The 26,226-nt window shown below is 75.2% G+C and carries 16 protein-coding genes and 1 pseudogene; 15 read left to right on the forward strand and 2 right to left on the reverse strand.

Annotated elements, in window-relative coordinates; all coding sequences use genetic code 11:
• The first annotated feature begins 105 nt into the window (after positions 1-105).
• Entirely contained in the window at positions 106-1,779 is a 1,674-nt protein-coding gene (locus HCN08_RS18785; RefSeq protein ID WP_167984295.1) for an AMP-binding protein, read from the forward strand.
• Entirely contained in the window at positions 1,776-3,473 is a 1,698-nt protein-coding gene (locus HCN08_RS18790) for an AMP-binding protein (protein ID WP_167984296.1), read from the forward strand. Before HCN08_RS18785 ends, HCN08_RS18790 begins: the two co-directional genes overlap by 4 nt.
• On the opposite strand, the gene HCN08_RS18795 is transcribed toward HCN08_RS18790, so the two are convergent.
• Positions 3,379-4,179, reverse strand: coding sequence for a hypothetical protein (locus HCN08_RS18795; protein WP_240970220.1), 801 nt, complete (start codon positions 4,177-4,179; stop codon positions 3,379-3,381). The genes HCN08_RS18790 and HCN08_RS18795 overlap by 95 nt on opposite strands.
• A gap of 624 nt (positions 4,180-4,803) precedes the next feature.
• Here HCN08_RS18795 and HCN08_RS18800 point away from each other — a divergent pair.
• The 9 genes from HCN08_RS18800 to HCN08_RS18840 all read left to right on the forward strand — a co-directional run bounded on the left by HCN08_RS18800 (position 4,804) and on the right by HCN08_RS18840 (position 21,100).
• Complete coding sequence (locus HCN08_RS18800; protein WP_167984297.1) at positions 4,804-5,919, forward strand: AfsR/SARP family transcriptional regulator; 1,116 nt, start codon at positions 4,804-4,806, stop codon at positions 5,917-5,919.
• Position 5,920: 1 nt separating this feature from the next.
• On the forward strand, positions 5,921-8,179 hold the full coding sequence (locus HCN08_RS18805) for a TOMM precursor leader peptide-binding protein (RefSeq protein WP_167984410.1): 2,259 nt from the start codon (positions 5,921-5,923) through the stop codon (positions 8,177-8,179).
• Positions 8,176-10,221, forward strand: a complete 2,046-nt coding sequence (locus HCN08_RS18810) for a TOMM precursor leader peptide-binding protein (protein ID WP_167984298.1) — start codon at positions 8,176-8,178, stop codon at positions 10,219-10,221. Before HCN08_RS18805 ends, HCN08_RS18810 begins: the two co-directional genes overlap by 4 nt.
• 102 nt (positions 10,222-10,323) lie before the next feature.
• A complete protein-coding gene (locus tag HCN08_RS18815) occupies positions 10,324-11,907 on the forward strand; it encodes a SagB family peptide dehydrogenase (protein WP_167984299.1) in 1,584 nt (527 codons plus the stop codon).
• A 47-nt stretch (positions 11,908-11,954) separates the two neighbouring features.
• Positions 11,955-14,840 carry a lantibiotic dehydratase gene (locus HCN08_RS18820; protein WP_167984300.1) on the forward strand — a complete coding sequence of 962 codons (2,886 nt, stop codon included), beginning with the start codon at positions 11,955-11,957 and terminating at the stop codon, positions 14,838-14,840.
• On the forward strand, positions 14,837-15,928 hold the full coding sequence (locus HCN08_RS18825) for a lantibiotic dehydratase C-terminal domain-containing protein (protein WP_167984301.1): 1,092 nt from the start codon (positions 14,837-14,839) through the stop codon (positions 15,926-15,928). Before HCN08_RS18820 ends, HCN08_RS18825 begins: the two co-directional genes overlap by 4 nt.
• 1,364 nt (positions 15,929-17,292) lie before the next feature.
• Complete coding sequence (locus HCN08_RS18830) at positions 17,293-18,273, forward strand: ABC transporter ATP-binding protein (protein WP_167984411.1); 981 nt, start codon at positions 17,293-17,295, stop codon at positions 18,271-18,273.
• Positions 18,270-19,094 (forward strand): ABC transporter permease, encoded by an 825-nt coding sequence (locus HCN08_RS18835; protein WP_167984302.1) that lies wholly within the window; start codon positions 18,270-18,272, stop codon positions 19,092-19,094. Before HCN08_RS18830 ends, HCN08_RS18835 begins: the two co-directional genes overlap by 4 nt.
• Complete coding sequence (locus HCN08_RS18840) at positions 19,091-21,100, forward strand: TOMM precursor leader peptide-binding protein (RefSeq protein WP_167984303.1); 2,010 nt, start codon at positions 19,091-19,093, stop codon at positions 21,098-21,100. Before HCN08_RS18835 ends, HCN08_RS18840 begins: the two co-directional genes overlap by 4 nt.
• Positions 21,101-21,228: 128 nt before the next feature.
• On the opposite strand, the gene HCN08_RS18845 is transcribed toward HCN08_RS18840, so the two are convergent.
• Complete coding sequence (locus tag HCN08_RS18845; protein WP_167984304.1) at positions 21,229-21,414, reverse strand: thiazolylpeptide-type bacteriocin; 186 nt, start codon at positions 21,412-21,414, stop codon at positions 21,229-21,231.
• Between the two features lie 164 nt (positions 21,415-21,578).
• On the opposite strand from HCN08_RS18845, the gene HCN08_RS18850 reads away from it, so the two are divergent.
• The 4 genes and pseudogenes from HCN08_RS18850 (at position 21,579) to HCN08_RS35485 (ending at position 26,100) form a co-directional block, all read left to right on the forward strand.
• Positions 21,579-23,003: an amidohydrolase gene (locus HCN08_RS18850; RefSeq protein ID WP_167984305.1), complete on the forward strand. Its 1,425-nt coding sequence runs from the start codon at positions 21,579-21,581 to the stop codon at positions 23,001-23,003.
• Between the two features lie 228 nt (positions 23,004-23,231).
• The gene (gene fxsT, locus HCN08_RS18855) at positions 23,232-25,616 is read left to right on the forward strand and encodes an FxSxx-COOH system tetratricopeptide repeat protein (protein ID WP_240970221.1); all 2,385 of its coding nucleotides are present in this window, start codon (positions 23,232-23,234) and stop codon (positions 25,614-25,616) included.
• Positions 25,617-25,632: 16 nt separating this feature from the next.
• Positions 25,633-25,728, forward strand: a pseudogene (locus tag HCN08_RS35480) (tetratricopeptide repeat protein); the annotation flags it as partial.
• A 36-nt stretch (positions 25,729-25,764) separates the two neighbouring features.
• Complete coding sequence (locus HCN08_RS35485) at positions 25,765-26,100, forward strand: tetratricopeptide repeat protein (protein ID WP_240970250.1); 336 nt, start codon at positions 25,765-25,767, stop codon at positions 26,098-26,100.
• Positions 26,101-26,226 lie beyond the last annotated feature (126 nt).

Genomic DNA, 26,226 nt, shown 5'->3' on the forward strand with positions numbered 1-26,226 from the left:
CGGCACTGCCGTCCACCGCGCCACCTCCTCACCCCCGTCCGGGGGTAGTGAGACCCACGTCACTACCCGACGATGCTATCGAGAGCACCTGCACGAGGAGGACACATGGCGGTATCGGAGGCGACCGGGGCATTCCGGGCCGCCCGGGACGTGCTGCTGCGGCACCGCGAGGACTACCAGGCGGCCCGGGACGCCTTCCGCTGGCCCGAACTGCCGCGGTTCAACTGGGCGTTGGACTGGTTCGACGTGATCGCCGCGGGCAACGACCGCCCCGCCCTGTGGATCGTGGAGGAGGACGGCGGCGAGGCGATGATCTCCTTCCGGGAGATGTCCGACCGCTCCGACCGCGTCGCGACCTGGCTGCGCGCCCGCGGGGTGCGCGCCGGCGACCGGGTGCTGCTGATGCTCGGCAACCAGGTCGAGCAGTGGGAGTGCGCGCTGGCGCTGATGAAGCTGCGCGCGGTGATGATCCCCTGCACACCGCTGCTCGGCCCCGCCGACCTGCGCGACCGGATCGGCCGCGGCGGCGCCCGGCACGCGGTCGTACGGGCCGCGGACACCCCGAAGTTCGACGACGTCCCCGGCGACTACACCCGGATCGCGGTCGGCGGCGCGACCTCGCCGTGGCTCGCCTACGAGGAGGCGTACGCCGTCCCGCCCGGCTTCGAGCCCGACGGGCCGACGGCCGGCTCCGACCCGCTGCTGCTGTACTTCACCTCCGGAACCACCGCCCGGCCCAAGCTCGTCGAGCACACCCACGTCTCGTATCCGGCCGGCCACCTCGCCACGATGTACTGGATCGGGCTGCGCCCGGGCGATGTGCACCTGAACATCTCCTCGCCGGGCTGGGCCAAGCACGCCTGGTCCAGCCTGTTCGCGCCGTGGAACGCCGAGGCGACGGTCTTCGTGCACAACTACACGCGCTTCGACGCGGCGCGGCTGATGGCCGAGATGGACCGCTGCGGGGTGACGAGCTTCTGCGCGCCGCCCACCGTGTGGCGGATGCTCATCCAGGCCGACCTCGGCGCGCTCGCCACCCCGCCGCGCGAGGCGGTCGCGGCCGGTGAACCGCTCAACCCCGAAGTGATCGAGCACGTACGGCGGTTGTGGGGCGTGCTGATCCGGGACGGCTTCGGGCAGACCGAGACCGCCGTGCAAGTCGCCAACACCCCGGGCCAGTTGGTCAAGGCCGGCTCCATGGGCCGCCCGACGCCCGGCTACACCGTCGCGCTGGTCGACCCGGTCACCGGCGAGCCGGGCGACGAGGGCGAGATCTGCCTGGACCTCACCGAGCGCCCGGTCGGCCTGATGACCGGCTACGCGGGCGACCCCGAGCGCACCGAGGAGGCCATGGGCGGCGGTTACTACCGCACCGGCGACATCGGCCGCCGGGACGCGGACGGTTACATCACGTACATCGGGCGGTCCGACGACGTCTTCAAGTCCAGCGACTACAAGATCAGCCCGTTCGAGCTGGAGAGCGCGCTGCTGGAGCACGAGGCGGTCGCCGAGGCCGCCGTGGTGCCCGCGCCCGACGAGCTGCGGCTGGCGATCCCCAAGGCGTACGTCGTGCTCGCCGAGGGCTGGAAGCCGGACGGCGAGACGGCCGCCGCGATCTTCGCCCACTCGCGGTCGGTGCTCGCACCGTACAAACGCGTGCGGCGGCTGGAGTTCGCGCCGCTGCCGAAGACCGTCTCGGGCAAGATCCGCCGCATCGAGCTGCGGGAGGCCACGATGCACGACGGCAGCGCCGAATTCCGCGAGGAGGACCACCGGTGAGCGCCGCCGAGCCGTCGTACGCGCACGGCACCGGCGGCACCCCGCTGCTCGGCGACACCGTCGGCCGCAACCTGGACCGGGCGGTCGCCGCCTTCGGCGACCGCGAGGCGCTGGTGGACGTGCCGAGCGGACGCCGCTGGACGTACGCGCAGTTCGGCCGCGCGGTCGACGAGGTGGCCCGGGGGCTCGCCGGGCGCGGGGTGCGCAAGGGCGACCGGGTCGGCATCTGGGCGGTCAACTGCCCCGAGTGGGTGCTGGTGCAGTACGCGACCGCGCGGCTCGGCGCGATCATGGTGAACGTCAACCCGGCCTACCGGCTGCACGAACTGGCCTTCGCGCTGCGGCAGTCGGGGGTCGGCCTGCTCATCGCCAGCGCCGAGCACCGCGGCAGCGACTACCGGGAGATGGCCGCGCGGGTGCGCGCCGACTGCCCGGACCTGCGCGAGACGGTGCACATCGGCGACCCGTCGTGGGACGCGCTGCTGGCCGCGGGCGAAGATGTGGACGCGGGCCATCCGGCCGCCGTCGAGGCGACGTTGAGCTGCGACGAGCCGGTCAACATCCAGTACACCTCGGGCACGACCGGCTTCCCCAAGGGCGCCACGCTCTCGCACCACAACATCCTCAACAACGGCTTCTTCGTGGGCGACACGGTGGGCTACAGCGAGCAGGACCGGATCTGCCTGCCGGTCCCGTTCTACCACTGCTTCGGGATGGTGATGGGAAACCTCGGCGCCACCTCGCACGGCGCCTGCATCGTCATCCCCGCCGCGTCCTTCGACCCGGCCGCGACGCTGCGCGCGGTGCAGCAGGAGCGCTGCACCGCGCTCTACGGCGTCCCCACGATGTTCATAGCCGAGCTGGCGCTGCCGGACTTCGCCTCGTACGACCTGAGTTCGCTGCGCACCGGGATCATGGCCGGATCGCCGTGCCCGGTCGAGGTGATGAAGCGCGTGATGACCGAGATGCACATGCCGGAGGTGTCCATCTGCTACGGCATGACGGAGACCTCGCCGGTCTCCACCCAGACCCGGCGCGACGACCCCGTCGAGCACCGCACCGGCACCGTCGGCCGGGCGCTGCCGCACGTGGAGGTCAAGGTGGTGGACCCGGCCACGGGCGTGACGGTGCCGCGCGGCACGCCCGGTGAACTGTGCACCCGCGGCTACTCGGTGATGCTCGGCTACTGGGACGAGCCGGACCGCACCGCCGAGGCGGTCGACACGGCGCGCTGGATGCACACCGGGGACCTCGCGGTGATGCGCGAGGACGGCTATGTCGCGGTCGTCGGCCGCATCAAGGACATGATCATCAGGGGCGGCGAGAACGTCTACCCGCGCGAGGTCGAGGAGTTCCTGTACGGCCACCCCAAGGTCTCCGACGTGCAGGTGGTCGGGGTGCCCGACCCGACGTACGGCGAGGAGGTGCTGGCCTGCGTCATCCCGCGCGACCCGGCCGACCCGCCGACGCTGGAGGAGATCGCCGAGCACTGCCGCGGCCGGCTCGCGCACTTCAAGGTGCCGCGGCATCTGCGGGTGATGGACGCCTTCCCGATGACGGTGAGCGGGAAGGTCCGCAAGGTGGAGCTGCGCGCGGAGTTCACCCGGCGGGCGGCGGGTCCTGCGGCGGGTCCCGCGGCGGCGGGTCCTGCGGCCGAGCCTGCGGCGGGGTCGGGGGCGGGCCCGAGGCGATGAGCTCCTCGGCGGCCGGGTTCACCGGCTGCGGGGTTCCCGTGAGGTCCATCACGAACAGCGGCACGCCCAACCGGTCGGCCCGCAGCCGCGCTTCGTGCCCGTAGCCGGCCAGTGAGAAGAACGCGCCGACCGCGTCCTCGTTCGCGCAGTTGAGCCACAGGCACTCGACCTCGCGTACGGCGGTGGGCTGCGTGCTGGGGTCGACCTGGGCGACCAGGCCGCGCCCGCGCAGGTCGATGCCGTTGGCCGTGCGGTCGCCGGCCAGCCGTACGTCGGCGAAGCCGAGCCACTTCAGATACTGCGCCGCCGCCGTCAGCGCGTCCCGCCCGGTGCGGATCGTCACCGGCCGGAAGGGCGGCCTGGCCGTGGTCGGCGGCGGCACGTCCCCGGTCGGCGCGGGCGCGGCGCCGCCCGGATACGGCAGCGGGCCGGGGATGCCGGCGGCCTCGTCGTCCACCGGCAGCCGGATCAACGCGCCGCACGGGCAGCCCAGTTCGGGCCGCGGCCACTGGTCGGTGCGCCCGCAGCCGGCGCACCGCAGCCGGACCCAGGAGTCCTCCCACGAGCGGTGCCTGACCTCCACCGGGTGCCCGCCGCGCAGCACCGGCAGGCACAACGGCGCCCCGCACGCGCACGGGTAGGTCGGCGCGGTGTACGTATGGTCACGGCGGCAGGCCGGACAGCGCACCGGCATGCTCTCAGCCATGGTCACCACTCCCGGTCGGTGTCGTGACCCCATAGTGCAGGACGGCCCCGCCCGCGGTCACCGCCGGCGGACGGTCCGTGACCGGGACGACCGGAATCCGCAGGTCCGCCGGTGCCCGCACACAGGTGCTAGCAAACGACCGCGAACGGTACTTCTCCTGAATTGCTGCCGACCCGCGGATGTCGAAGGTAAAGCCCGGGCATGAAGGATCCTAGTTCACCTCCGAATTACATTGCCGTAATTTCCGCAGGATATGTCCGATTGCTCGCTTCCGTACCGGACCGAAGCAGTCCGGTGTGTCCCGGTTGTGCGCCCCGATTCGGCTTTGCGGTCGGCTGTACGGGGTGCCGCAGATTCGTGGCAGCGCATTGGCCGGAATTACTGGACAAGGTAAAGAACTCTGCCGTACTGTCCTCGTTGACCGCGATCCGGTCTGATCGGCCGGGTCGTTCCGCCCCGCTTCCGGGTACACCGACGGAGGCGGCGGCCGTGGTCGCACGGGGCTACGGGGATGGTGGTGTGGTGGTCTGGTCCAACGCTCTGGAAAACAGTGCAGAAATACCACCGGGAAATGCGGGAGAGCCGCAGCGGGCGGCTGACCACACGCGTTTCACGGTTCTCGGAATGCTGGCGGTCACCGACGGCAGTGAATCCGTGGTGCTTCAGCCGTCCCGGCCTGCGGCACTCCTCGCGGCATTGCTGCTGAATGCGAATTCAGTGGTCTCCGTGGAATTCCTGCAACGCGTCATCTGGGGCGGGGAAACCCCCGCCCAGGGCAAGTCGGCACTGCACTCCTGCGTTCTGCGGCTGCGCCGGCTGTTCGCCAAATACGGCATCGCGGCGACGATGATCGAGGCCGTCCCCGGCGGTTACCGGCTCACCGCGGACGCCGAGACGCTCGACCTCGTGCGCTTCCGCGAACTGCTCGGCGCCGCCTACCACGCCGCCGGGCCCGAGGATGAACTGCGGCTGCTGCGGGCCGCGGTGGCGCTGTGGCAGCAGCCGCTGCTCGGCAACGTCCCGTCCGACCTGCTGCACCGCGACGAGCTGCCGCGGCTCCAAGAGGAATGGCTGCGGGCCATCGAGCGGGTCTTCGACCTCGAACTGGAGTGCGGCAGGCACCGGGAGGCCCTTGCGGAGATCCGCAGCGCCGCCCGGGCGCATCCGCTGCACGAGCGCTTCACCGAGCAGTTGATGGTCGCACTGGACCGGGCGGGCCGCCGGGCGGAGGCACTTGCCGAATACCGGCGGCTCAAGTCGCATCTCGCGCATGCGCTCGGCGTCGATCCCGGGGCGGGCCTGCAACGGCGCGAACTGGCCATTCTACGCGGGGAGAGTGCCGAGGACGCCGGCCCCGCCCGCCGTCCGGCGCTCCCGCCGGCGCATTCGGCCGGCACGCCAGGACCGGGACTCGCCGGACCGGCACTCACCGGACCGGCGCCGGCCGGCGAACCCGTCGACGGCGAAAGGGTGCTGGAGGGACTGGTCGGCGCGGGCCTGCTCGAAGAAGGCCCGCGCGGGCAGTACCGCGTCCACGAACTGCTGCGGGTCTTCGCCCGCGCCGCCGCCGGCACCGCCCACGCCCCCGGCCCCGAACCGCCCGCCCCCGCGCCCGGCTCCGCCGAGGGCGCGGCACCCGCGCCGCCCGGCCCGCCGGCCGTCCGCAACGGACACCCCACCCCACCCCACAACCGCAGCGGCCGGACGCCGCAGGACTGCACCCCACGGAGGCGTGACTGACATGGTGTCCACCTACGACGAGCTCGCCGGCACCCGGCCGCGCATCCGCCGGGACGTCCTCTACACGCAGACGCCGACCGGCGTGCACTTCCACAACGCCCGCGGCGGATTCAGCGTCGTCATGCCCTCCGCCTACCGCTTCGCCGGCGTCATGGTCCCGCACCTGACCGGCGACCACACCGTGGCCGCGCTGTGCAACGGCCTCGGCGACAAGCAGCGCGACATGGTGGTCCAGCTCGTCGGCACGCTCTACGCGCGTGGCTTCGCCCGGGACGCCGCGCCCGCCGAGGACGCCGCCGACACCCTCGGGCCCGCCGTCGCCGAGCGGTTCGCCGCCCAGGTCGACTACGTCGACCACTACGTGGACGGCGCCGCCGAGCGCTTCGCGCGCTTCCGCGGGACACGGGTCGCCGTCCTCGGCGACGACCAGGTCGCCCGCTGGGCCGCACTCGGCCTCGTCCGCAACGGCTGCGCCGCCCTCGCCGTCCCCGCCGGGCTCGACCGCCCCGGCAGCGGCCTCGCCGAGGTCCTGGCCGAAGCCGCCGCCCTGCGCGAGGAGGGCTGCGCCGCGCAGGTCGCGCTGCTGGAACCGGCGCCGGGCCCGGACCCGGCCGGATACGGCTGGGACGACCTCGACGGCTACGACACCGTCCTGGTCACCGGACCGCACGGCCCCCGCCGGCTCTCCGCCCTCCTCGACGCGGGCATCCCCGCCGGCCGCACCCTGCTGCCCGCCTGGCCCTACGGCGACCGCGTCGTCATCGGCCCCTTCATGTCCCACGCCGGCACCGGCTGCTGGACCTGCGCGGCCCTGCGCCTGGGCGCCGGCGGCGAGCCCGGCGCCGCGGCCGACCTGTGGAGCGCGGTCGCCACCGCCGCCCCGTACGACCCCGGGCTCACCGGACCGCTCGCGGCGATGGTCGGCAACCTGCTGGCCTACGAGGTCTTCCGCCGCACCACGGGCGTGCTGCCCGCCGAGACCGAGAACCAACTCCTCATCCAGCACACCGACTCCCTCGACACCGCCGCGGAGCCGCTGCTGCCCCATCCGGCCTGCCCGCACTGCGCGCCCCTGGCGCAGGAGCCGGCCGGGGCCCCGCTGCTGCTGGCCGAACTGCCGGACGAGCAGGGCCCTTTGCCCTCCGGGGCCGTCTCGCCGCTCGGCGGGCCGGTCGGGAGCGGCGCCGAGGAGGAGGACGCCGCGCAGGCCGCGCTCGCCGAGATCTCCGGCCGGGCCGCGCTCGTCCAGCCGCTCGCCGGCGTCTTCACCGCCTACGCCGACGAGGACCGCACGCAGACCCCGCTCAAGGTCAGCGCCGTGACGCTGGGACTCGGGCACCGCGTCCGGCGGGAGATCACCGCCTACGACGTCCACCACGTCGCCGGTGCGCGGCTGCGGGCCCTGATGCGGGCGGCGGAGGTGTACGGCGAGCATGTCGTGCCCGCACAACAGGTGCTGGCCGGCGCCGAGTTCGAGGCCGCCCGCGGCAAGTGGCGGACGGTCGCGGCCGAGCGGCTGGCCATCGCCTCCGGGCTCGGCGCGCCCGCGGAGCCGGTCGCGCGCTGGTGCCCGGTCACCTCCATGCTCACCGGCGAGACCCTGCTCGTGCCCGCCGCCGCGCTGCGGCCCTTCGGCCCCGACAACCGGGCCCGCCTCGTCGAGCCGACCGCCGCCGGCACCGGCGCGGGCCCGACGCCCGCCGGCGCCGCGGCCCGCGCCCTGCGCACCGCCCTCGCGCACGACGCCCTGCGCCGGGCGCTGCGCGGCACCCTCGGCGCCGCCCGGATCGCGCCCGGCGGCCTCGCCGCGGACGACGCCGAGATCACCTTCCTGCTGCGCTCCGCCGCCGGCCTCGGCGTCGAGCTGGAGCTCCTCGACCTCGGCGGCGGCGACCGGCTCCTCCCGGTGGTGCTCGCCCGTACCGCCGACCCGGCAACCGGCGTGCCCCGCTGGGCCGTTGCGGCGGACCTGCGCCGCCGGGACGCGCTGCTCGCCGCCATGGCCGACGTCCTCGGCGCCGTCCAGACCGGCGGCGCGCCCGACCTCGGCGACCCGCTGCTGGCCGACCTCGACCCCGCCGCCCTGACCGCCACCGGTACGGCAGGCCCCGACCGCGGCACCACCTGGCCCGAGGTCGCCGCCGCCCTGCGCGCGGCCGGCCGCGACGCCCTGACGACCCCCACCGACACCCCCGACCTGGCCTCCGCCCGCATCCGCACCGCCCGCGTCCTGCTCACCACCCCCGAGCCCCGCGCATGACCCGCGCCGACTCCTGCGCCCCGCCCCTGCGGGAGCCGGAACCCGGCGTGCGCCCGGCACCCGCGGGACCCCGCGACGTGCGGGGCGGCAGTGGCACCGACCTGCCGTCCCGCACCACGACCGGCGGCCCGCTCGGCGACTTCTGCGCCGCCCTCGCCGCCCGCCTCACCGCGGGCCTGGCCGCCCTCACCGGCGGGCACGGGCCCGAGGTGGCCGTCGGGGCGCTCGGCGTGCGCGACGAGCTGGCGGCCGGCGCCGAGGACCCCGCGCCGCCCGCGGCCGTGCACGTGCTGCGCTACGGGCACCTCGCCGTCGTCGGGCCGTTCGCGCCCGGCGGGGGAGCCGGCTGCCCGCGCTGCCTGGCCCGGCGCTGGCAGGGAGTGCGGGCCCGGGCGCTGCGCGAGGCGCTGGAGACCGGGCGGGAGACCAGGGCGGCCGGCGGCGGGCCGGCCGGCACGGCCTTCGGCGTGGACACCGTCGCCGCGCTCGTCGCCGCGCACCACGAGCGGCCCGGCAGCGGCGCCGACCGGCACCCGTACGCCTTCCTCGTGGACACCGAGACGCTGCGGGTGACGCGCTTCCGCTTCGTGCCGGACGCCGAGTGCCCGCGCTGCGGGGTGCGGCCTGCCGACACCGCCGAGGGCGCCAGGATCGAGCCGGCGCCCGCGCCCAAGCCCGCGCCGGACGTCTTCCGGGCCCGCTCCGCCGACGACTACGACGTGCCGTTCACCGCGTTCGTCAACCCCGCGGCCGGCATGCTCGGCCCGTCCGTCGTGCCGGACCTGATCTCCGCCTCGACGTCCTCCACCGTCGGCTCGTTCCTGCTGCGCTCGGGCGACTACCTGCGCGAGTGCTTCTGGGGCGGCCACACCCCGTCCTACCGCTCCAGCGAACGCGTCGGCCTGCTCGAAGGGCTGGAGCGCTTCGCCGGCATGCGCCCGCGCGGCAAGCGCACCGCCGTCGTCGCCGCGTACGACGAACTCGCCGCCGACGGGGCCGTGTTGGACCCGCGCGCATGCGGCCTGTACGCGCCGGAGTTCCACGACGCCGAACCCGGCGTGCGGCCCTTCGACCCCGCCCGCCCCATCCCGTGGGTGTGGGGCTGGTCGCTGCGCGACGCGCGGCCCCTGCTCGTACCGGAGATCATCGCCTACTACCACGCGCCGGGCGGCCTGGAGCACCGCTTCGTGCAGGAGAGCTCCAACGGCTGCGCCTCCGGCGGGTCGTTGGCCGAGGCCGTCTACCACGGCCTGATGGAGGTCGTGGAGCGCGACGCGTTCCTGCTCGCCTGGTACGGCCGCGCGCCGCTGCCCGAGATCGACGCGTCCGCCTCCCGCCGCCCCGAGACCCGCGCGATGATCGACCGGCTCGCGATGTACGGCTACCGCGCGCGCTTCTTCGACACCCGCGTCACCTTCCCGATCCCCGTCGTCACCGCCGTCGCCGAACGCGTCGACGGGGGCCTGGGCCGGCTGTGCTTCGGCGCCGGCGCCGGGCTGGACCCGGAGGCGGCACTCGCCGCCGGGCTGTGCGAGATCGCCACCGACGCGGTCAACCTGCGCCGCAGGACCGCCCGCGACGAGCCCCGACTGCGGGCGCTGGCCGCCGACTTCGACCGCGTGCAGGTGCTGCACGACCACCCGCTGCTCTACGGCCTGCCCGAGATGGCCCACCACGCCGACTTCCTGCTGCGCGGCGGCGCCGGCCGGCCGCGCGTCGCCCTCGCGGACATCGCCGCCACCGGCCCCGGCGCTCTGCCGCCCGCCGAGGACCTGCGCGAGGACGTGGCGGCGTGCGTCGCGGCGGTCGCGAAGGCCGGCTTCGACGTCATCACCGTCGACCAGACCATGCCCGAGCAGCGGCAACTCGGCTTCCACACCGCGGGCGTGATCGTGCCGGGACTGCTGCCCATCGACTTCGGCTGGCGCCGGCAGCGCGCCCGCCACCTGCCCCGCACCCGCACCGCGCTGCGCGAAGCCGGCCTGCACGAGCGGGACCTGACCGCCGCCGACCTCAACCCCGCGCCGCACCCGTTCCCTTGACGCACTCCGAAGCCTCGCCCGCCCGACTCCCGTACCGCCGCCCGCCGTTGACACCGGCCGCACTGCCCCGCCCCGCCCCGTACCGCGCAGAGAGGACCCACCGTGGGATTCGCCCATGAGTACGCGACCGCCATCGTCCGGCGGGGCCGATACCCCATGGAGCCCGCCGACTTCGTCCCGGACTGGGCCGACCGGCCGCGCAAGGGCAAGCACTTCCCCGGCGCCGCGGCCTTCCCGCTGCCCCCGGCCGTGCCCGCGCCCGGGGCGACCGTCCAGCGCGGCCTGTTCGGGCCCGAGCAGGCGGGCGCCTTCACGCTGCCGCTGCTCGCCGGGATGCTCCAGGAGTCCTACGGCCTGGTCGGCCGCAGGCTCGCCGTCCAGGCCAACTCCGACCTCGGCACGCTGCCGATGTACACGCAGGCCAACTGGTCGCGCGGCACGGCCTCCGGCGGCGGCCTCTACCCGGTCGGCGTGCACTGGATCGCCGGCCCCTCCGGCCCGCTGACACCCGGCGTCTACTACTACGACACCCCGCACCACGCCCTGCGCCGCCTGCTCGCCGGCGACGCCACGCACGAGGTGCGGGCGGCCCTCGGCGCGGGGGAGTGGGGGACCTGCGACCAGTTCCTGGTCCTCGGGGTGCGCTTTTGGCAGAACGCCTTCAAGTACAACAGCTTCAGCTACCACGTCGTCACGATGGACACCGGCGCGCTGCTCCAGACCTGGCGCATCTGGGCCCGCGCCCACGGCCTGCACATCGGCCCGGCCTTCTGGTTCGACGAGGCCCGGCTCGGCCGGCTGCTCGGCCTGGCGGAGGCCGAGGAGGGCGTTTTCGCCGTCGTCCCGCTGCGCTGGGAGGGCGCCGCGCCCGCGGCTCCCGGGCCCGGCGGGGCCGCCCCGCGCGTGCGGTACGCCGACCAGGAGCGGTCCCGCACCACCATGACCTTCGAGACCGTCCGGCGCATGCACGCCGCCACCCTGGAGCAGGCTGCGCAGCGCCCGCAGGCCGGCACCCTGGACGCCGCGCTCGCCCCACCGGTGCCCGACGGCGGCGAGCGCACCCCGCTGCCCGCGCCCCGCGCGCTGGACACCCCCGTGGGGGCGGCCCTGCGCGCCCGGCGCAGCAGCTTCGGACGCTTCCAGGCGACGCGGGCCATGCCCGCCGACGCCCTTGCCACCGTGCTCGCCGCGGTGGACGCCGCGGGCCGGCTCGGCAGCGACACCGAGACCCCGGGCGGCGGGCCGCTCAGCCGCTCGTACGTCTTCGTCAACCACGTCGCCGGCGTCGAGCCCGGCAGCTACCTGCACGACCGGCGCGACGGGTCGCTGCGGCGGATCAGCGCCGGCCCGCCCGGCGGCTTCCTGCAGAGCAACTACTTCCTGGCCAACTACAACCTGGAGCAGGCCGCCGCCGTCATCGTGCCCGCCGCCCGCACCCACGCGGTGCTGGACGCGGTGGGCGACCGCGGCTACCGCCTGGTCAACGCCGTGATCGGCGGCATCTCGCAGGCCGTCTACACCGCCTCGGCCGCCGCCGGCCTGTCCTGCGGGGTCGCGCTCGGCTTCGACGCGATCTCCTTCACCGAGGAGCTGGCGCTCGACGAGACCGGCGAGGTGCCGCTGCTGATCATGATGATCGGCCATGAGCGGCCCCGCCCCGCCGACTTCCGCTACGAGATCGCCTGAGGGCACCGATGCAAGGACCCACCCGCACACGAACGGAAAGGAACGGCATGAGCGTCGACGCCGCCGCGCCGGACACCGGGGAGCCCCCGCGCAGTTGGCAGCTGCACCGCCGCTTCATGCTGCGGGTGGCGGGGCTGCCGGTGTCCGCCGTGCACCGGCTGCGCAGCCCGGACGCCCGCGGCTGGGCCGGCCAGGTGCTGGCCGCCGAGCAGGAAGTGGCCCTGCTCGCCGCCGAGTTGAACGATCCGCTGACGCTGCTGGTCAAGGCCACCGAGGACGGCGCCGGGCGGCGGGCCGTACTGGCGCTGCGCCGCGAGGTGTTCAACGACCGGCTGCCGCGCGACCCGGAGGCGGTACGCCGGCTCGCCGCGTCACTGGCCGCGGGCCCGCACCCGGACACCGCTCCCGGCACGGACGCCGGGCTCGGAGCCGCCCGTAGCGCCGGCCCCGACGCCGCCACCGCCGGGCTGCTGCTGCGCTGGCTGGACGCCCGGCTCCGGCTGGAGCGGCTGCGGCAGGCCGGCGGGCCGCTGGTCGACCGCGAACTCGCCGCCGCCCGCGCCCACTTGCGCGACCTCGCGGGCGAGGACCGGCTGCGCCTCGCGCTCGCCCTGGCCTCGCCCACCCTCGCCGGCCAACTGGACGCCTTCATCGCCGACCCGGCCCCCGTACCGGACAAGCGGGCGCGCAAGAAGGAGCGCTCGCTGCTGGCGTACCTCTACCGCACGGCCTGCAAGACCAGCCCCTTCAGCACCTTCACCGCCGTCGCCGAGGGCGCGTTCACCGCGGCGGCCGGCCCCGAGGTCCGCACCGGCGGACGGTGGACGAGCCACCCGCGGCTGAACGTCGTCGTGCTGGCCCGGCTCGCCGACCTCGTCGCCGCCGACCCCGCCCGGCGCGCCGACCTGCCCGTCACCCTCTCGGCGGGCTGGGAGGTCGACGAGGACCGCATCCGCTATGTGCGCCGCTCGGTGACCGCGGGCGACGACAGCGCCGCCGTCAGCTTCGACGCCGCCCACGACCGGCTGTTCTTCCTGCGCAACAGCGGCACCCTGGAGCGGATGACCGCCCTCTTCCGCGAACGCCCCCGGCTGCGGTACGCGCAGCTCACCGCGTGGCTGACCGCCGAGACCGGCGCCGCAGGACAGGACGCCGAGCGCTACACCGCCACCCTGCTGGACCTCGGCATCCTCCAGATGGCCGGCCTGGACACCGACGTCCACACCGCCGACCCGCTGCGCTCCTTCGCCGCCGCGCTGCGCGCCCTGGACCGCGGCTGGGCCGACGCCGCCGCCGACCGCCTCGACGCCGCCGCCCGGCACGTCGACCGCTACGGCCGCGCCGACGCCGCCGGCCGCCGCGCCCTGCTCGCCGCACTGCGCGCCGACCTGCTCGCCGTCCAGAGCGACCTCGGCGCCGAGCACCCGGCGCTGCCGCAGACCCTGCTCTACGAGGACGTGACCGAGGACGCCGTCACCGCCGACCTCGACGAGTGGACCCGGCTGGCCGCCGAGCCGCTGCACGAACTGGCCGGCGTCATGCCCGCCTTCGACGTCGCGCTGCCCCAGCGCCTCACCCTCAAGGGCTTCTTCCTCGCCCGCTACGGCCGCGGCGGCCGGTGCGAGGACCTGCTGCGCCTCGTGCACGACTTCCACGAGGACATCTTCAGCCAGTACCTGCAGTTCACCTCGACCAAGTCGCCCTGGGCCGCGGACGGCAGCCACGCCCCCGAGGAGAACTGGCTCGGCATGCCCGAGGTCGCCGCCCTCGACCGGGCCCGCGCCGAATTCACCCGGCGGATGCGCCAGGCATGGGCCGCCCACCCCGACGGCCACCCCGAACTCCGCCTCGACGAGGCGGCGGTGACCGCGGTCCGCGACGAACTCGGGCCGCTGGGCCGCCCGTTCGCCCCGCACAGCCACTTCCTCCAGCTGGCCCGCCGCACCGGCGACCCGCTCGTCGTGCTCAACAATTCCTACGGCGGCCTCGCCTTCCCCTTCACCCGCTTCACCCACTGCTTCGACGACGCCACCCCCGACACCCCGCCCACCCCCGACACCCCGCCCACCGCCGACGACACCGGCCTGACCGCCCGGCTGCGCGAGCAGCTGCGCGCCTGGCAGCCCCCGGGCGCGGTCTTCGCCGAGATCACCGCGGGCTCGGCGACCACCAACCTCAACCTGCACGGCCGGCTCACCGACTTCGAGATCGTCTGCCCCGGCGAGACCAGCACCGCCCCGCCCGACGCCCGGATCGACCTCGACGACCTCTACGCCGAGCACGACCCGGACGCCGACCGGCTGGTGCTGCGCTCCCGCCGGCTCGGCGCCGAGGTGATCCCGCTCTACCTCGGCTACCTCGTGCCCATGGTGCTGCCCGAGGTGCCGCGCACCCTGCTGCTGCTCTCCCCGACCTCCCGCGCGTCCTTCGACGTGTGGCGCGGCGTCCCCGAGGCGCCCGCCCGCGACGGCGTCACCGCCCGGCCGCGGGTCCGCCACCGCAGCGTCGTGCTGCACCGCCGCTCCTGGACCGCCGCGCCGGGCGCCCTCCCGCAGCGCGCCAAGGGCGACGACGAGGCGGCCTGCTACCTGCGCTGGCAGCGCTGGCGGCACGAACACGGCCTGCCCGACCGGGTGTTCGCCACCGTCCATGAGCAATCCGACCCGGCGGCGGGCGGTTTCGGCGCCGTCTTCGGCGGATCCAAGCCGCAGTACGTCGACTTCGACAGCCCGCTGTCGCTCATCGCGCTCGACGCGCTCACCGGCGGCGGCACGCACAAAACGGTCTTCGAGGAGATGCTGCCGGGCGAGGACGAGCTGCATGTGCGCTCCCCGCGCGGCCACCACGTCGCCGAACTGGCCGTCGAGATCGTCCCCCGCGGCGCCGCCCCGGCCGCCGCGGCCCCGCACGGAAGGCAGGACAGCGCCGTATGACCACTCACGACACGGCGGCCCCGGGCCCCACCTCCGCCGCCCTGCTGCCGCCGGACGGCGGCCCGCGCGGCGACTGGCTCGCCTTCCACGTCTTCTACGCCGCCAGCCCCCGCCCCTTCCTGCTGCGCTGCGCCCGCCCCCTGGTCGCGGAACTCACCGCAGAGGGGCTGCTCGGCGGCTGGTTCTTCATCAACTACTGGCTCGAAGGCCCGCACATCCGGCTGCGGCTGCGCCCCTCCTCGCCCGCCGCCTCCGCCGAGGTCGCCGCCCGCGCCAGCACCGCGATCGAGACCTTCCTGCGCGAACGCCCCGCGCTCTACGAGGTCAAGGGCGGCTTCATGGCCGACCTCTACCAGACGCTCTTCGCGCTGGAATACCCCGGCGGCGCGCCCGACGGCCTGGTCGACGCCGAGGGCCACATGAAGCTGCGCCCCAACAACAGCTTCAGCCCCGAGCCCTACGAGCCCGAGTACGGCAAGTACGGCGGGCCGGCCGGCGTGGAACTGGCCGAATGGCACTTCCAGCACTCCAGCGAACTGGTCAGCGGCACGCTTGCCGGCATGAACCTGCACCTGCGGACCGTACTGCTCGGCGTGGCCGCGCAGTTGATGATGACCATGTCCGGGTGCCTGCTGCGCGAGGACGCCGCGCTGCTGGAATTCCTGGACCGCTACCACGAGTTCTGGAACTCCGCCTTCGCGACGACGAATTACACCGCGCAGGACGGCTACGACCGCGCCTACCGCACGATGGACGCGCTGCCCGCGCGCTTCCGGCACATCAGGACCGCCGTCGCCGAGGCCGAGCCCGGACGGCTGCCGAGCTTCCTCGGCGGCTGGGCCGAGCACTGCCTGGAGCTGCGCGAGCGGGTCGTGGCGCTGGCCCGCGGTGGCGACCTGGTCTTCCGCTCCTGGGACGGCACGCGGGACCTGCCGGTGAGCGACCCGGAGCAGGCGCTGCCGATGCTGCTGTCGCCCTATATGCACATGACCAACAACCGGCTGTCGGTGTCGGTGCGCGACGAGGCGTTCCTCTCCTACGTCCTGGCCCGCGCCCTGCGCGAGCCCCACCCCACGGCGGCCCCGTGACCACCGCCGCGCTCCTCGCCTCCCGCCCGGCCCTGCGCCCCGGCATCCTCGTCGGCCCCGCCCTGACCCGCGGCCCGGCGGTCGTCCACCTGCTCAAGGACCCCGCCACCGGCGTCCGCCTGGAGGTCGGCCCGAAGGAGCACTTCATCATCGCCCGCCTCGACGGCGCCCACTCGCTGGCCGAGATCGGCGAGCAGTACGCCGCCCGGTTCGGGGCCAGGCTCGGCGAGCCCCAGTGGCACCAGATGCTCCGCCTCCTCGGCACCCGCAACCTGCTGGCGGTGCCCGCCGGGGCCGTCCCCGGCCGCCCGCCGGCCGGACCCGCCACGGCCGGACCCTCCGCGGCCGGGGAACAACGGCCGCGCCGCAGCGGGCTGTTGAGCGGGCGGACCCGGATGGTCGCGGACGCGCCCGCGCTCATGGACCGGCTGCACACGGCCACCGGCTTCGCCCGCAGGCCCGCCGTCGTGGGCGGGCTGCTCGCCCTAGCCGTCGCCGTCCTCGTCGCCGTCGCCGCCCGGCTCGGCGAACTGATCGACCAGACCCGCGAGTTGTACCACCAGCCGGTCACCCTCGCGGCGGCCGGCTGCGTGCTGTGGGTGAGCCTGGGCCTGCACGAGCTCGCGCACGGCCTGGTGGCACGCGCGTACGGGCTGCGGGTCGGCGAGATCGGGCTGCGCCGGGTGTGGGGCGTGATGACGTACCTCTACTGCGAGGTCGAGGACGTGCAGTTCCTCGGCCGGCGCGGGCAGCAGGTCGCGGTCGCCGCGGCCGGCGCGGTCGCCAACCTGCTCTTCCTCGTGCCCTTCTGGCCGGCCTGGGCGCTGCTCCCGGACCACGCGCAGGCCCTGCCCTTCCTCGGCGGCCTGCTCCTGCTCGGCACCGCGATGGCCCTGCTCAACCTCGTCCCGCTGCCACCGCTGGACGGCTACAAGGCCCTCGGCTACGCGCTCGGCACCCTCCGGCTGGCGACGGAGAGCCGCACCTTCCTGGCCCTGGCGGCAAGCACCCTGCGCCGCCCGGCGGTCGACGCCCACGCGAAGCTGCGGCGCTACCCCGGACGGCTGCGCGCCCTCTACGCCGGGTACGGCCTGTGCTGCGTCGTGCTCGCGCTCGCCGTGCTCGCCGCCGCAGGGTTGCTCTGCCGGGCCGTCCTGCCCGGCGGTTGGGACGCCTGGACGCCCTACCTGCCGGCCGGCGCCATCGCCGCCGCGGGCCTGCTGCGGCTGCTCGGCCTGCGCCTCGCCGCCCGCAAGGCCGCCGCGACCCGGCCCGTACCGGCGCCCGGCGGCGACGCCCCGGCGCGTCACACCACCGCACCCCACGACGACCAACGCACCTCACCACAGCAGCGGGAAGGCGACATGACACCACAGCCCCGGCCGGCGGGGACCGCCATCGTGCTCGACGGCGTCAGCAAGCACTACGGCGAGGTGCGCGCCCTCGACGGTGTGTCGTTCAGCGTCGCGCAGGGGGAGTTCTTCGGGGTGCTCGGCCCCAACGGGGCGGGCAAGACCACCCTCGTCGAGATCGTCGAGGGCATGCGCAAGGCGGACGGCGGCACCGTCACCGTCTTCGGCATGAGCCCCTGGCCGCGCAACACCGCGCTGCTGCGCCGGATCGGCGTCCAGACGCAGACCTCCGCCTTCTTCACCCGGCTCACCGCGTGGGAGCACCTGGAGACCGTCGCCGCGCTGCACGGCGCCGACCGGGACGCCGCACGGCACGCGCTGGAGCTGGTCGGTCTCGGCGGCAAGGAACGCAGCCGGGTCGACGACCTGTCCGGCGGCCAGCGCCAACGCCTCGCCCTGGCAACGGCGTTGGTCCACCAGCCCGACCTGATCTTCCTCGACGAGCCGACCGCCGCACTCGACCCCGAGGCCCGCAGGTCGCTGTGGGCGGTGCTGCGCGAACTGCGCGGCGAGGGCCGCACCATCGTCTACACCACGCACTACCTCGACGAGGCCGAGGCGCTGTGCGACCGGGTCGCGATCATCGCCGGCGGCAAGGTCGTCGCGCTCGACAGCCCCGGCGCGCTGATCCGCTCCATGGCCGCGCCCGCCCGGCTGCTGATCCCCGCCGACCGCATCACCGTCGAGCAGGCCCGCGCCCTGGACGGGGCAGAACGCGTACTGGTCGAGGGCGGCGAGGTCGTCATCGAGACCCGGCACGCCAACCGGGTGCTGGTCGAGGCCGCGGCCCTGGTCGACATGGACGCGATCCAGACCAGGACGGCCACCCTGGAGGACGCCTATCTGCGGCTCACCGCGACCCCGCCGCCCGCCGCGGCCGAGGAGCGGCCGACCGCGCCGACCGCCGCGGCGGGAACGGAGCACCGCCGATGACCACGACCACCCCCGCCACCACCCCGGGCACGCCCGCGCCGGGCGGCAAGAGCACGGCCAAGGCCGTACCCGGACCCTACGTCACGCTCACCCGCGCGGCCTTCCTCGCCTCGGTGCGCGACCGCACCACCGTCTTCTTCACCTTCGCCTTCCCGCTGGTCTTCCTCGTCGTCTTCGGGCTGCTCTTCCGCGGCCAGTCCGTCGACGGCGGCCTGCCGTACATCAACTACGTCGCCCCCGGCGTGCTGGCCTGGGGCGTCGGCAACGCGGCGCTGTTCGGGCCGGCGTTCGCGCTGATGCACTGGCGGCGCGACGACATCCTGCGGCTGATCTGGCGCACCCCCACCCCGCTGCCGACCGTCCTCGGCTCGCGCCTGCTGGTGGCGATCGCGGTGGGCCTGATGCAGGCGGTGCTCTTCACCGCGGTGGCCCTGCTGCCCTTCTTCGGACTGCACCTGGACGGCAGTTGGCCGCTCGCGCTGCCGCTGCTGGTGCTGGGCGTGGCGGCCTTCCTCGCGCTGGGCCTGGTCGTCGGCAGCCTCGCCGACACCCCGGAGGCCGTCGCCGCGATCGCCAACTGCGTGATGGTGCCGATGGCGTTCCTGTCCGGCGCCTTCTACCCGGCCGACCTGCTGCCCGGCTGGATCCGCACCGCGTCGTGGGTGCTGCCGCTGCGCTACCTCGACGACGGCCTCACCGACGTGCTCGCCGGCCGCGCCTCGGCCGGCTCGCTGGCCCTCGACTGCGGCGGGCTCGTCGCCTTCGCCGTCGTCTTCGGGCTCATCGCCGCCCGCATCTTCCGCTGGAGCAACCGGACATGACGACCGAGACCGTACAACGCCCGTCCGCCGACGCTGCGTTGCCGCCGCTGGTGGCGGCCGGTGCGGACCTGGAGCGGCGGCTCGCCGCCCGGGCCGCGGCGGCCGGGCTGGGCGCGCCGCGGGTCGCCGTCGTCGGGGCGGCCGACGTGCTGCGCGACGAGGACCCGGTGACCGCGGCCCACCGCGCCGCCGCGACCGTCCACGTGACGGCCGACGCCGTCCTGGTCGGCCCCTGGGGCGGCGCCGCCGACGAGGCCGCGTGCGGCTGCTGCCTGGCCATCCGCTGGCAGCGGCTGCGCACCCGTACCGAACGCGAGGCGCTGGAGACGGGGCTGGCGTCCACCGCGGCGGGCGCCTGGCCGGTGCTCACCGACTACACCGCCGACGCGGTGTGGTCGCTGGTCCAGTTGGCGGGGGAGCGGGCCGACGGGCCTACGGGCGGCGGCAGTTCGGCGGCGGGAGCACGTACGGAGGCGCGTACGGGAGCGCGTGCCGGGCGTGTGCCCGGCGGCCTGCCCCGGGTCACCCGGCTCGACCTCGAAACCGGGCTCGTCAGCACCGTGCCGCTGCTCGCCGACCCGCTGTGCCCGCACGCGCCGCACGGACCGGCCGCGCCCCGCGAGGACTTCACCGGCTTCCCCGCGGCACGCCCCAAGCCCGCCCCGGACCGGTACCGCCTCCAGGCGCCCGGCGATTACGCGCTGCCCTTCGACGCGCTCGCCAACCCCGTGTGCGGAGTGCTCGGCGCCGGCACCTGGATGGACGTCACCTCGCCCACCACCGCGCCCGTCGCCGGCAGCGTCTTCATGCGCGGGTACGCTGGCCTGACCGACGTGACGTGGAGCGGCCAGTCGCACTCCTTCGCCGCCAGCCGCGATCTCGCCTTCCTGGAGGGCCTGGAGCGCTACGCCGGCACCCACCGCCGCGAGCGCGGCGGCGTCGTCACCGACTCCTACGCCCGCCTCGGCGCCGCCGCCCTCGATCCGCGCGACTGCGGCCTCTACGCGCCCGAGACGTACCGCGACGACCCGATGATCGCGCCCTTCGACCCCGAGCGGCCCATCCCGTGGGTACGGGGCTGGTCGCTGCGCGACGACCGGCCCGTGCTGGTGCCCGCCCGGCTCGTCTACTACAGCGCCGGCACCGCCGCCGACCACTTCGTCTTCGAGTGCTCCAACGGCTGCGCGACCGGCAGCTGCCTCGAAGAGGCCGTGCTCTTCGGCCTGTTGGAGCTGATCGAGCGGGACGCCTTCCTGCTCGGCTGGTACGGCGACGCCCCCCTCGCCGAGATCGACCTCGGCGCCTGCCGCAGCCCCGTGCTGCGGGCCATGACCGACCGGGCCGCGCTGTGCGGCTACGACGTGCACGCCTTCGACAACCGCATCGACCTGGCGGTGCCCGTCGTGACGGGCCTCGCGGTACGCAGGGACGGCGGCCCGGGCACGCTCGCCTTCGCCGCCGGCGCGGCCTTCGACCCGGAGGGCGCGATCGAGGCGGCGGTCTCGGAGATCCTCACGTATCTGCCGCACCTGCCCCGGCAGGTGACCGAGCGCCCCGCCGAACTCGCCGCCATGGCCGAGGACTTCGGTCTCGTCAAGCGGCTGCCGGACCACGCGGCGCTCTTCGGGCTGCCGCGGATGGCCGAGCACGTCGGCGGCTACCTGCGACCGCCTCGCGTCGCCGCCGCCGCGGAGCTCTACGCGGCCTGGGAGGAGCGCCGGCCGCGCGGCCTCGACCTGCGCGAGGACGTGCGCTGGCTGACGGCCGAGATCGCCGCCGCGGGCTGCGACGTGATCGCGGTGGACCAGACGACGCCCGAGCAGCGGGCGATGGGGCTGCGGACGGTGTGCACGATCGCGCCGGGGCTGCTGCCGATCGACTTCGGCTGGGCGCGGCAGCGCGCCCTGACCATGCCGCGGCTGCGCACCGCACAGCGCCGGGCGGGCCTGCGCCCCGACGACCTCCCGGAGGCGGCGATCCGCCGGGTGCCGCACCCCTTCCCGTGAGCCGCCGCCCGGCCGGGTCCGCACGCCGCACACGGACACGCACATGGACACGGACGCGCACACGCACACGCGACCGCTCCGCCGCCCGTACGAGCCGGGCGGCGGAGCGGTGGACGTCGCGGTGGACGTCAGGCGGTGCAGCTGGTGGTGCTGGTCGTGCTGGAGCAGGTGCTCGTGCTGGAGCAGCTCGTCGAGGAACCGAGCATGACCTCGCTTGCGTCCGAGTAGTCGGTGATCTCGAAGGTCTCGGACTCCAGCTCCAGGATCTCCTGGGCCAGCGACGCGAGCGGCGTGTCCTGCTTGGCGATCGCCATGATGACTCCCTCTGGTCGGCGGGGGACCCGGCCCGGTGCGGACCGGCCGACCCTTTTCTACGCGCGTCCACTGACCGATCCGCTGTCCTGCCGCTGTCACTCCGCTGTCACCCGCACCACCCGCCGCGGCCCGTCCCCGCCGCCCGCCCCGCCAGGAGCGCCCGATGACCGACCAGGCCGCGCCCCCGCCCGCCCCGCCGCAGGCCCCGGCGCCCGCCGCCGCGCCCCCCGGCGCCCCGCCCGCCCCGCCGCACCCGCCCGCGACCGACCCCGTACCCCCCGAAGTGCTCGCCCGGGCCGCGGAGTTGTACGTCGCCCTGCACCGCGACCCCGAGCTCGCCGGTGCCGAGCGGCGTACCGCCGGCCGATTCGCCACCGCCCTGCGGGCCGCGGGTTTCGAGGTCACCGGCGGCGTCGGCGGGCACGGCGTGGTGGGCGTGCTGCGCAACGGCCCCGGCCCCGCGGTGATGCTGCGGGCCGAGCTCGACGCGCTGCCGGTACGGGAGGAGACGGGCCTGCCATATGCCAGCACGGCGACCGCGCGCGGCCCGGAGAAGGGCACGCGCGTGCCGGTCATGCACGCGTGCGGCCACGACGCGCACCTGGCCGCCCTCACCGGCGCGGCGGCCACCCTCGCTGCGGCGCCCGGCAGTTGGCGCGGCACGCTGCTCGCGGTCGGGCAGCCGGCCGAGGAGACGCTGGCCGGCGCGGCGGCGATGCTCGGCGACGGGCTCTACGAGCGGTTCCCGCGCCCGGCCTACGTACTGGCCCAGCACGTCGTCCCGTTGCCCGCCGGCATGGTCGCGCACGCGGAGGGCGCGCTGCTGGCCGGCAGCGCCACACTGGAGGTCGTGCTGCACGGCCGCGGCGGGCACGCCGGGGCGCCGCACCTGGCGGCCGACCCGGTGATCACCGCGGCGGCGGTGGTGCTGCGGCTCCAGACGGTGGTCTCCCGCGAGACGGGCCCCGGCGAACCGCTGGTCGTCACGGTGGGCGCGGTGCGCGCCGGCACACCCGGCGGCGGCAACGTCATCGCCGACCGCGCGACGCTGGAGGTGACGGTACGGGCCTTCACCGACGCCGCCCTGGAGCGCGCGGTCGCCGCCGTCCGCCGCATCGTCCGCGCGGAGGCCGCAGCCGCGCCCGAACCCACCCCGCCCGAGCCGGAGATACGTGTCCTCAGCCGCTCCCGCCCGACCGTGCCGGACCCGCACCTGACCGCCACCGTACGCGCCGCCCACCAGGCCGCCCTCGGCCCGCACCGCGTCACCCGCTGGCAACCCTCCCTGGCCACCGAGGACTTCGCCCTCTACGGCGACGCGGGCCGCGAACTGCACGGCGTGGAGGGCATCCGCACCGCCTACTGGATGCTCGGCGCGACCGGCCCGCGCCAATGGGCCGCCGCCGCCCCGCCCGGCGCCGATGCCGCCACCCGCCTCGCGGCCCTCCCCCCGAACCACTCCCCGCGCTTCGCCCCGCACCCCCGGCTCACCCTCCACACCGCGATCACCGCCCTGACCACCGCCGCCCAAGCCGCCCTGACCGCCCCGCCGGAGCCCCCCACCGACCCACCGGGCACCGCGGGTTGACCGAGCCGCTCACCCGAACTCACTCGCCGCCGTGGTGGCGTGACGGGAAGTCCCGTTCTGTGCTGGGCTGGTGACCCAAAGCCATGCGGGTGGGAGCTTGGTGGCGCATGCGGAGGAGGAGAACGGGTGGCTGAGCGACGTCGGCACGAGGAGGGGTTACCGCCGGTCACTGGTGATCGCAGGCCGAGTGCGGGCCGGGACGTGCATGTGCGCGCCATGGCCGGGTCTATGGCAGCGGGTTGGATCGAGGGCGATGTCACCTTCCACGCCGCCGTCCGGCAGCCGGCCGAGCTGCCGCAGCAGGTGGGGGTGGTGCCGTCCCGGGCCCTGTCCTTCCAGGACCGTGCGGAGGCCGAACGTCTGCGGGCGGCGTTCGAGGGCGGGGGTAGGGCGGTGCTGTGCCAGGTGCTGACGGGGATGGGCGGGGCCGGCAAGACCCAGCTCGCCGCGGACTTCGCGCACCGGGCGTGGGACGAGCACCAGGTGGAGGTGCTGGTGTGGGTGACCGCGGTCTCCCGCACCGCGATTGTGTCCGCGTACGCGCAGGCCGGCGAGGAGTTGTGCGGGGCCGACCCGTCCGACCCCGAGCGGGCCGCGCAGGTGTTCCTCGCGTGGCTGCGGGCGAAGCAGCACCGGTGGCTGGTGGTGCTCGACGACGTCGCCGACCCCGACGACCTGCGCGGCCTGTGGCCGCCCGCCGGCCCGCACGGCCGCATCCTGATCACAACCCGCCGCCGAGACGCCGCCCTGGCCAGGGAGGGCCACCGTCTGATCGAGGTCGGGCTGTTCACCCGGGCCGAAGCCGTCGCCTACCTCACCCGGGCCCTGGCCATCCATGACCGAGAGGAGCGCGAGGAGCAGCTCGCCGCCCTCGCCTCCGACCTCGGACGGGTCCCCCTGGCCCTTGCCCAGGCTGCCGCCTACCTCATCGACTCCGGCGAGGACACGGCCGCGTACCGGCGCCTGCTCACCGACCGCGCCGCCACCCTCGCCGACATCGCCCCCGACCGGCTCCCCGACGAGCAGGCCCTCCCCCTGGCCGCCACATGGTCCCTGTCCCTCGACCGCGCCGACGCCCTCCGCCCCGCCGGCCTGGCCCGTCCCATGCTCCAACTCGCCGCCCTGCTCGACCCCAACGGTATCCCCCAGGGCGTCCTGACCAGCGCGCCCGCCCTGGCTCACCTCACCGCGTACCGCACCCGAGCCGGCCATCACCCGACTGGGGAACCCGCCCCGGTCTCCGTCCAGCACGCGGTCCGGGCACTACGCGCCTTGCACCGGCTCAGCCTTGTCGACCACATCCCCGATACGCCCCACCAGGCCGTCCGCATCCACCAGCTCATCCAGCGCACCACCCGCGACACCCTCACCCCCCACCAGCACGCCCGACTCGCCCGTATCGCCGCCGACGCCCTGACAGCCGCCTGGCCCGAGATCGAACGCGACACCGCCCTCGCGCAGGCCCTGCGCGCCAACACCACCGCCCTCACCATCCGCGCCGAACACGCGTTGTACCGGCCCTACCCGCACCCGGTGCTGTACCGCACCGGCATGAGCCTCGGCGAAGCCGGCCAGGTCACCGCCGCCCGGGACCTCTACCAGCACCTCACCGACAGCACCGGGTCCTACCTGGGCCCGAACCACCCCGCCACCCTCGCCGCCCGGAGCGGGCTGGCCCAATGGCGGGGGGAGGCGGGCGATACGGCGGGGGCTGCCACCGCGTACGCCGAACTGCTGCAAGACCAGATGCGGGTGCTGGGCCCGGATCACCCCGATACCCTCACCACCCGCAGTGAGGTTGCCCGGTGGCGGGGTGAGGCGGGGGATGCGGTGGGGGCTGCCGTGGCGTTCGGCGAGCTGCTGCCGGACATGGTGCGGGTGTTGGGCGCGGACCACTCTTACACCCTTACCGTGCGGAACAACCTCGCCTTCTGGCGGGGTGAGGCAGGGGACGCTGCGGGGGCTGCCGCTGCGTTCGGCGAGTTGCTGCAAGACCAGATGCGGGTGTTGGGCGCGGACCACCGTCACACTCTGCGTTCCCGCACCAACCTTGCCCGGTGGCGGGGCGAGGCGGGCGATGCGGCCGGGGCTGCCACCGGGTACGCCGAACTGCTGCCGGACATGGTGCGGGTGCTGGGCCCGGACCACCCGGGCACACTCGCCGCCCGGAACAACCTCGCCTTCTGGCGGGGGGAGGCGGGCGATGCTGCGGGGGCTGCGACCGCGTATGCCGAACTGCTCGAAGACCGGTTGCGGGTGCTGGGCCCCGACGACCCCGCCACCCTCGCCGCCCGGAACGACCTCGCCGTGTGGCGGGGGGAGGCAGGGAATGCTGCGGGGGCTGCCACCGCCGCTGCCGAATTACTCGACGACCGGTTGCGGGTGCTGGGCCCGGACCACCCCGACACCCTCACCACCCGGAGTGAGGTTGCCCGGTGGCGGGGTGAGGCGGGGGATGCGGTGGGGGCTGCCGCGGCGTTCGGCGAGCTGCTGCCGGACATGGTGCGGGTGCTGGGCGCGGACCACTCTTACACCCTTACCGTACGGAACAACCTCGCCTTCTGGCGGGGGGGAGGCGGGCGATGCGCCCGGGGCTGCCGCGGCATTCGGTGAGCTGCTGCAAGACCAGATGCGGGTGCTGGGCGCGGACCACCGTCACACTCTGCGTTCCCGCACCAACCTTGCCCGGTGGCGGGGGGAAGCGGGCGATGCGCCCGGGGCTGCCACCGCGTACGCCGAACTGCTGCAGGACCAGATACGGGTGCTGGGCCCGAATCATCCCGCCACCCTTAATTCCCGGAGCGGGCTTGCCCGGTGGCGGGGCGAGGCAGGGGATGCGGCCGGGGCTGCCACCGCCTTCGCCGAGCTGCTGCCGGACATGGTGCGGGTGCTGGGCCCGGACCACCCGCGCACCCTCACCACCCGGCACAGACTCGCCGTGTGGCAGGGGGAGGCAGGGGAGGCAGCCGGCGCCGCCGGCGCGCTCACCGGGTTGCTGCCGGACATGGTGCGGGTGTTGGGCCCCGGTCACCCCGACACCCTCACCGCCCGCCGCGACCTCGCCTACTGGCGGCAACGCAGCGACGGGGATGCGTAAGGGCCCGACGCTGTCGGGGATCGTGGATTCCGGTGCGGCGGAGAGGTGGCCGCCGTCGACGAAGTGCTCCTTCGGCAGCAGGTTCCGGTCGTCGAGGTCGGCCAGGATGCCGGGCAGGGCCCTGCC

Source organism: Actinacidiphila epipremni, assembly GCF_012034175.1.
GTDB classification, from domain to species: Bacteria; Actinomycetota; Actinomycetes; order Streptomycetales; family Streptomycetaceae; genus Actinacidiphila; species Actinacidiphila epipremni.

Bases quoted from the DNA above. Each gene is read 5' to 3' on its own strand.
- HCN08_RS18785 (WP_167984295.1), top strand. From the start codon at position 106: ATGGCGGTATCGGAGGCGACCGGGGCATTCCGGGCCGCCCGGGACGTG.
- HCN08_RS18795 (WP_240970220.1), bottom strand. From the start codon at position 4,179: ATGGCTGAGAGCATGCCGGTGCGCTGTCCGGCCTGCCGCCGTGACCAT.
- HCN08_RS18800 (WP_167984297.1), top strand. From the start codon at position 4,804: ATGCTGGCGGTCACCGACGGCAGTGAATCCGTGGTGCTTCAGCCGTCC.
- HCN08_RS18805 (WP_167984410.1), top strand. From the start codon at position 5,921: ATGGTGTCCACCTACGACGAGCTCGCCGGCACCCGGCCGCGCATCCGC.
- HCN08_RS18810 (WP_167984298.1), top strand. From the start codon at position 8,176: ATGACCCGCGCCGACTCCTGCGCCCCGCCCCTGCGGGAGCCGGAACCC.
- HCN08_RS18820 (WP_167984300.1), top strand. From the start codon at position 11,955: ATGAGCGTCGACGCCGCCGCGCCGGACACCGGGGAGCCCCCGCGCAGT.
- HCN08_RS18825 (WP_167984301.1), top strand. From the start codon at position 14,837: ATGACCACTCACGACACGGCGGCCCCGGGCCCCACCTCCGCCGCCCTG.
- HCN08_RS18830 (WP_167984411.1), top strand. From the start codon at position 17,293: ATGACACCACAGCCCCGGCCGGCGGGGACCGCCATCGTGCTCGACGGC.
- HCN08_RS18835 (WP_167984302.1), top strand. From the start codon at position 18,270: ATGACCACGACCACCCCCGCCACCACCCCGGGCACGCCCGCGCCGGGC.
- HCN08_RS18840 (WP_167984303.1), top strand. From the start codon at position 19,091: ATGACGACCGAGACCGTACAACGCCCGTCCGCCGACGCTGCGTTGCCG.
- HCN08_RS18845 (WP_167984304.1), bottom strand. From the start codon at position 21,414: ATGGCGATCGCCAAGCAGGACACGCCGCTCGCGTCGCTGGCCCAGGAG.
- HCN08_RS18850 (WP_167984305.1), top strand. From the start codon at position 21,579: ATGACCGACCAGGCCGCGCCCCCGCCCGCCCCGCCGCAGGCCCCGGCG.
- fxsT (WP_240970221.1), top strand. From the start codon at position 23,232: ATGGCAGCGGGTTGGATCGAGGGCGATGTCACCTTCCACGCCGCCGTC.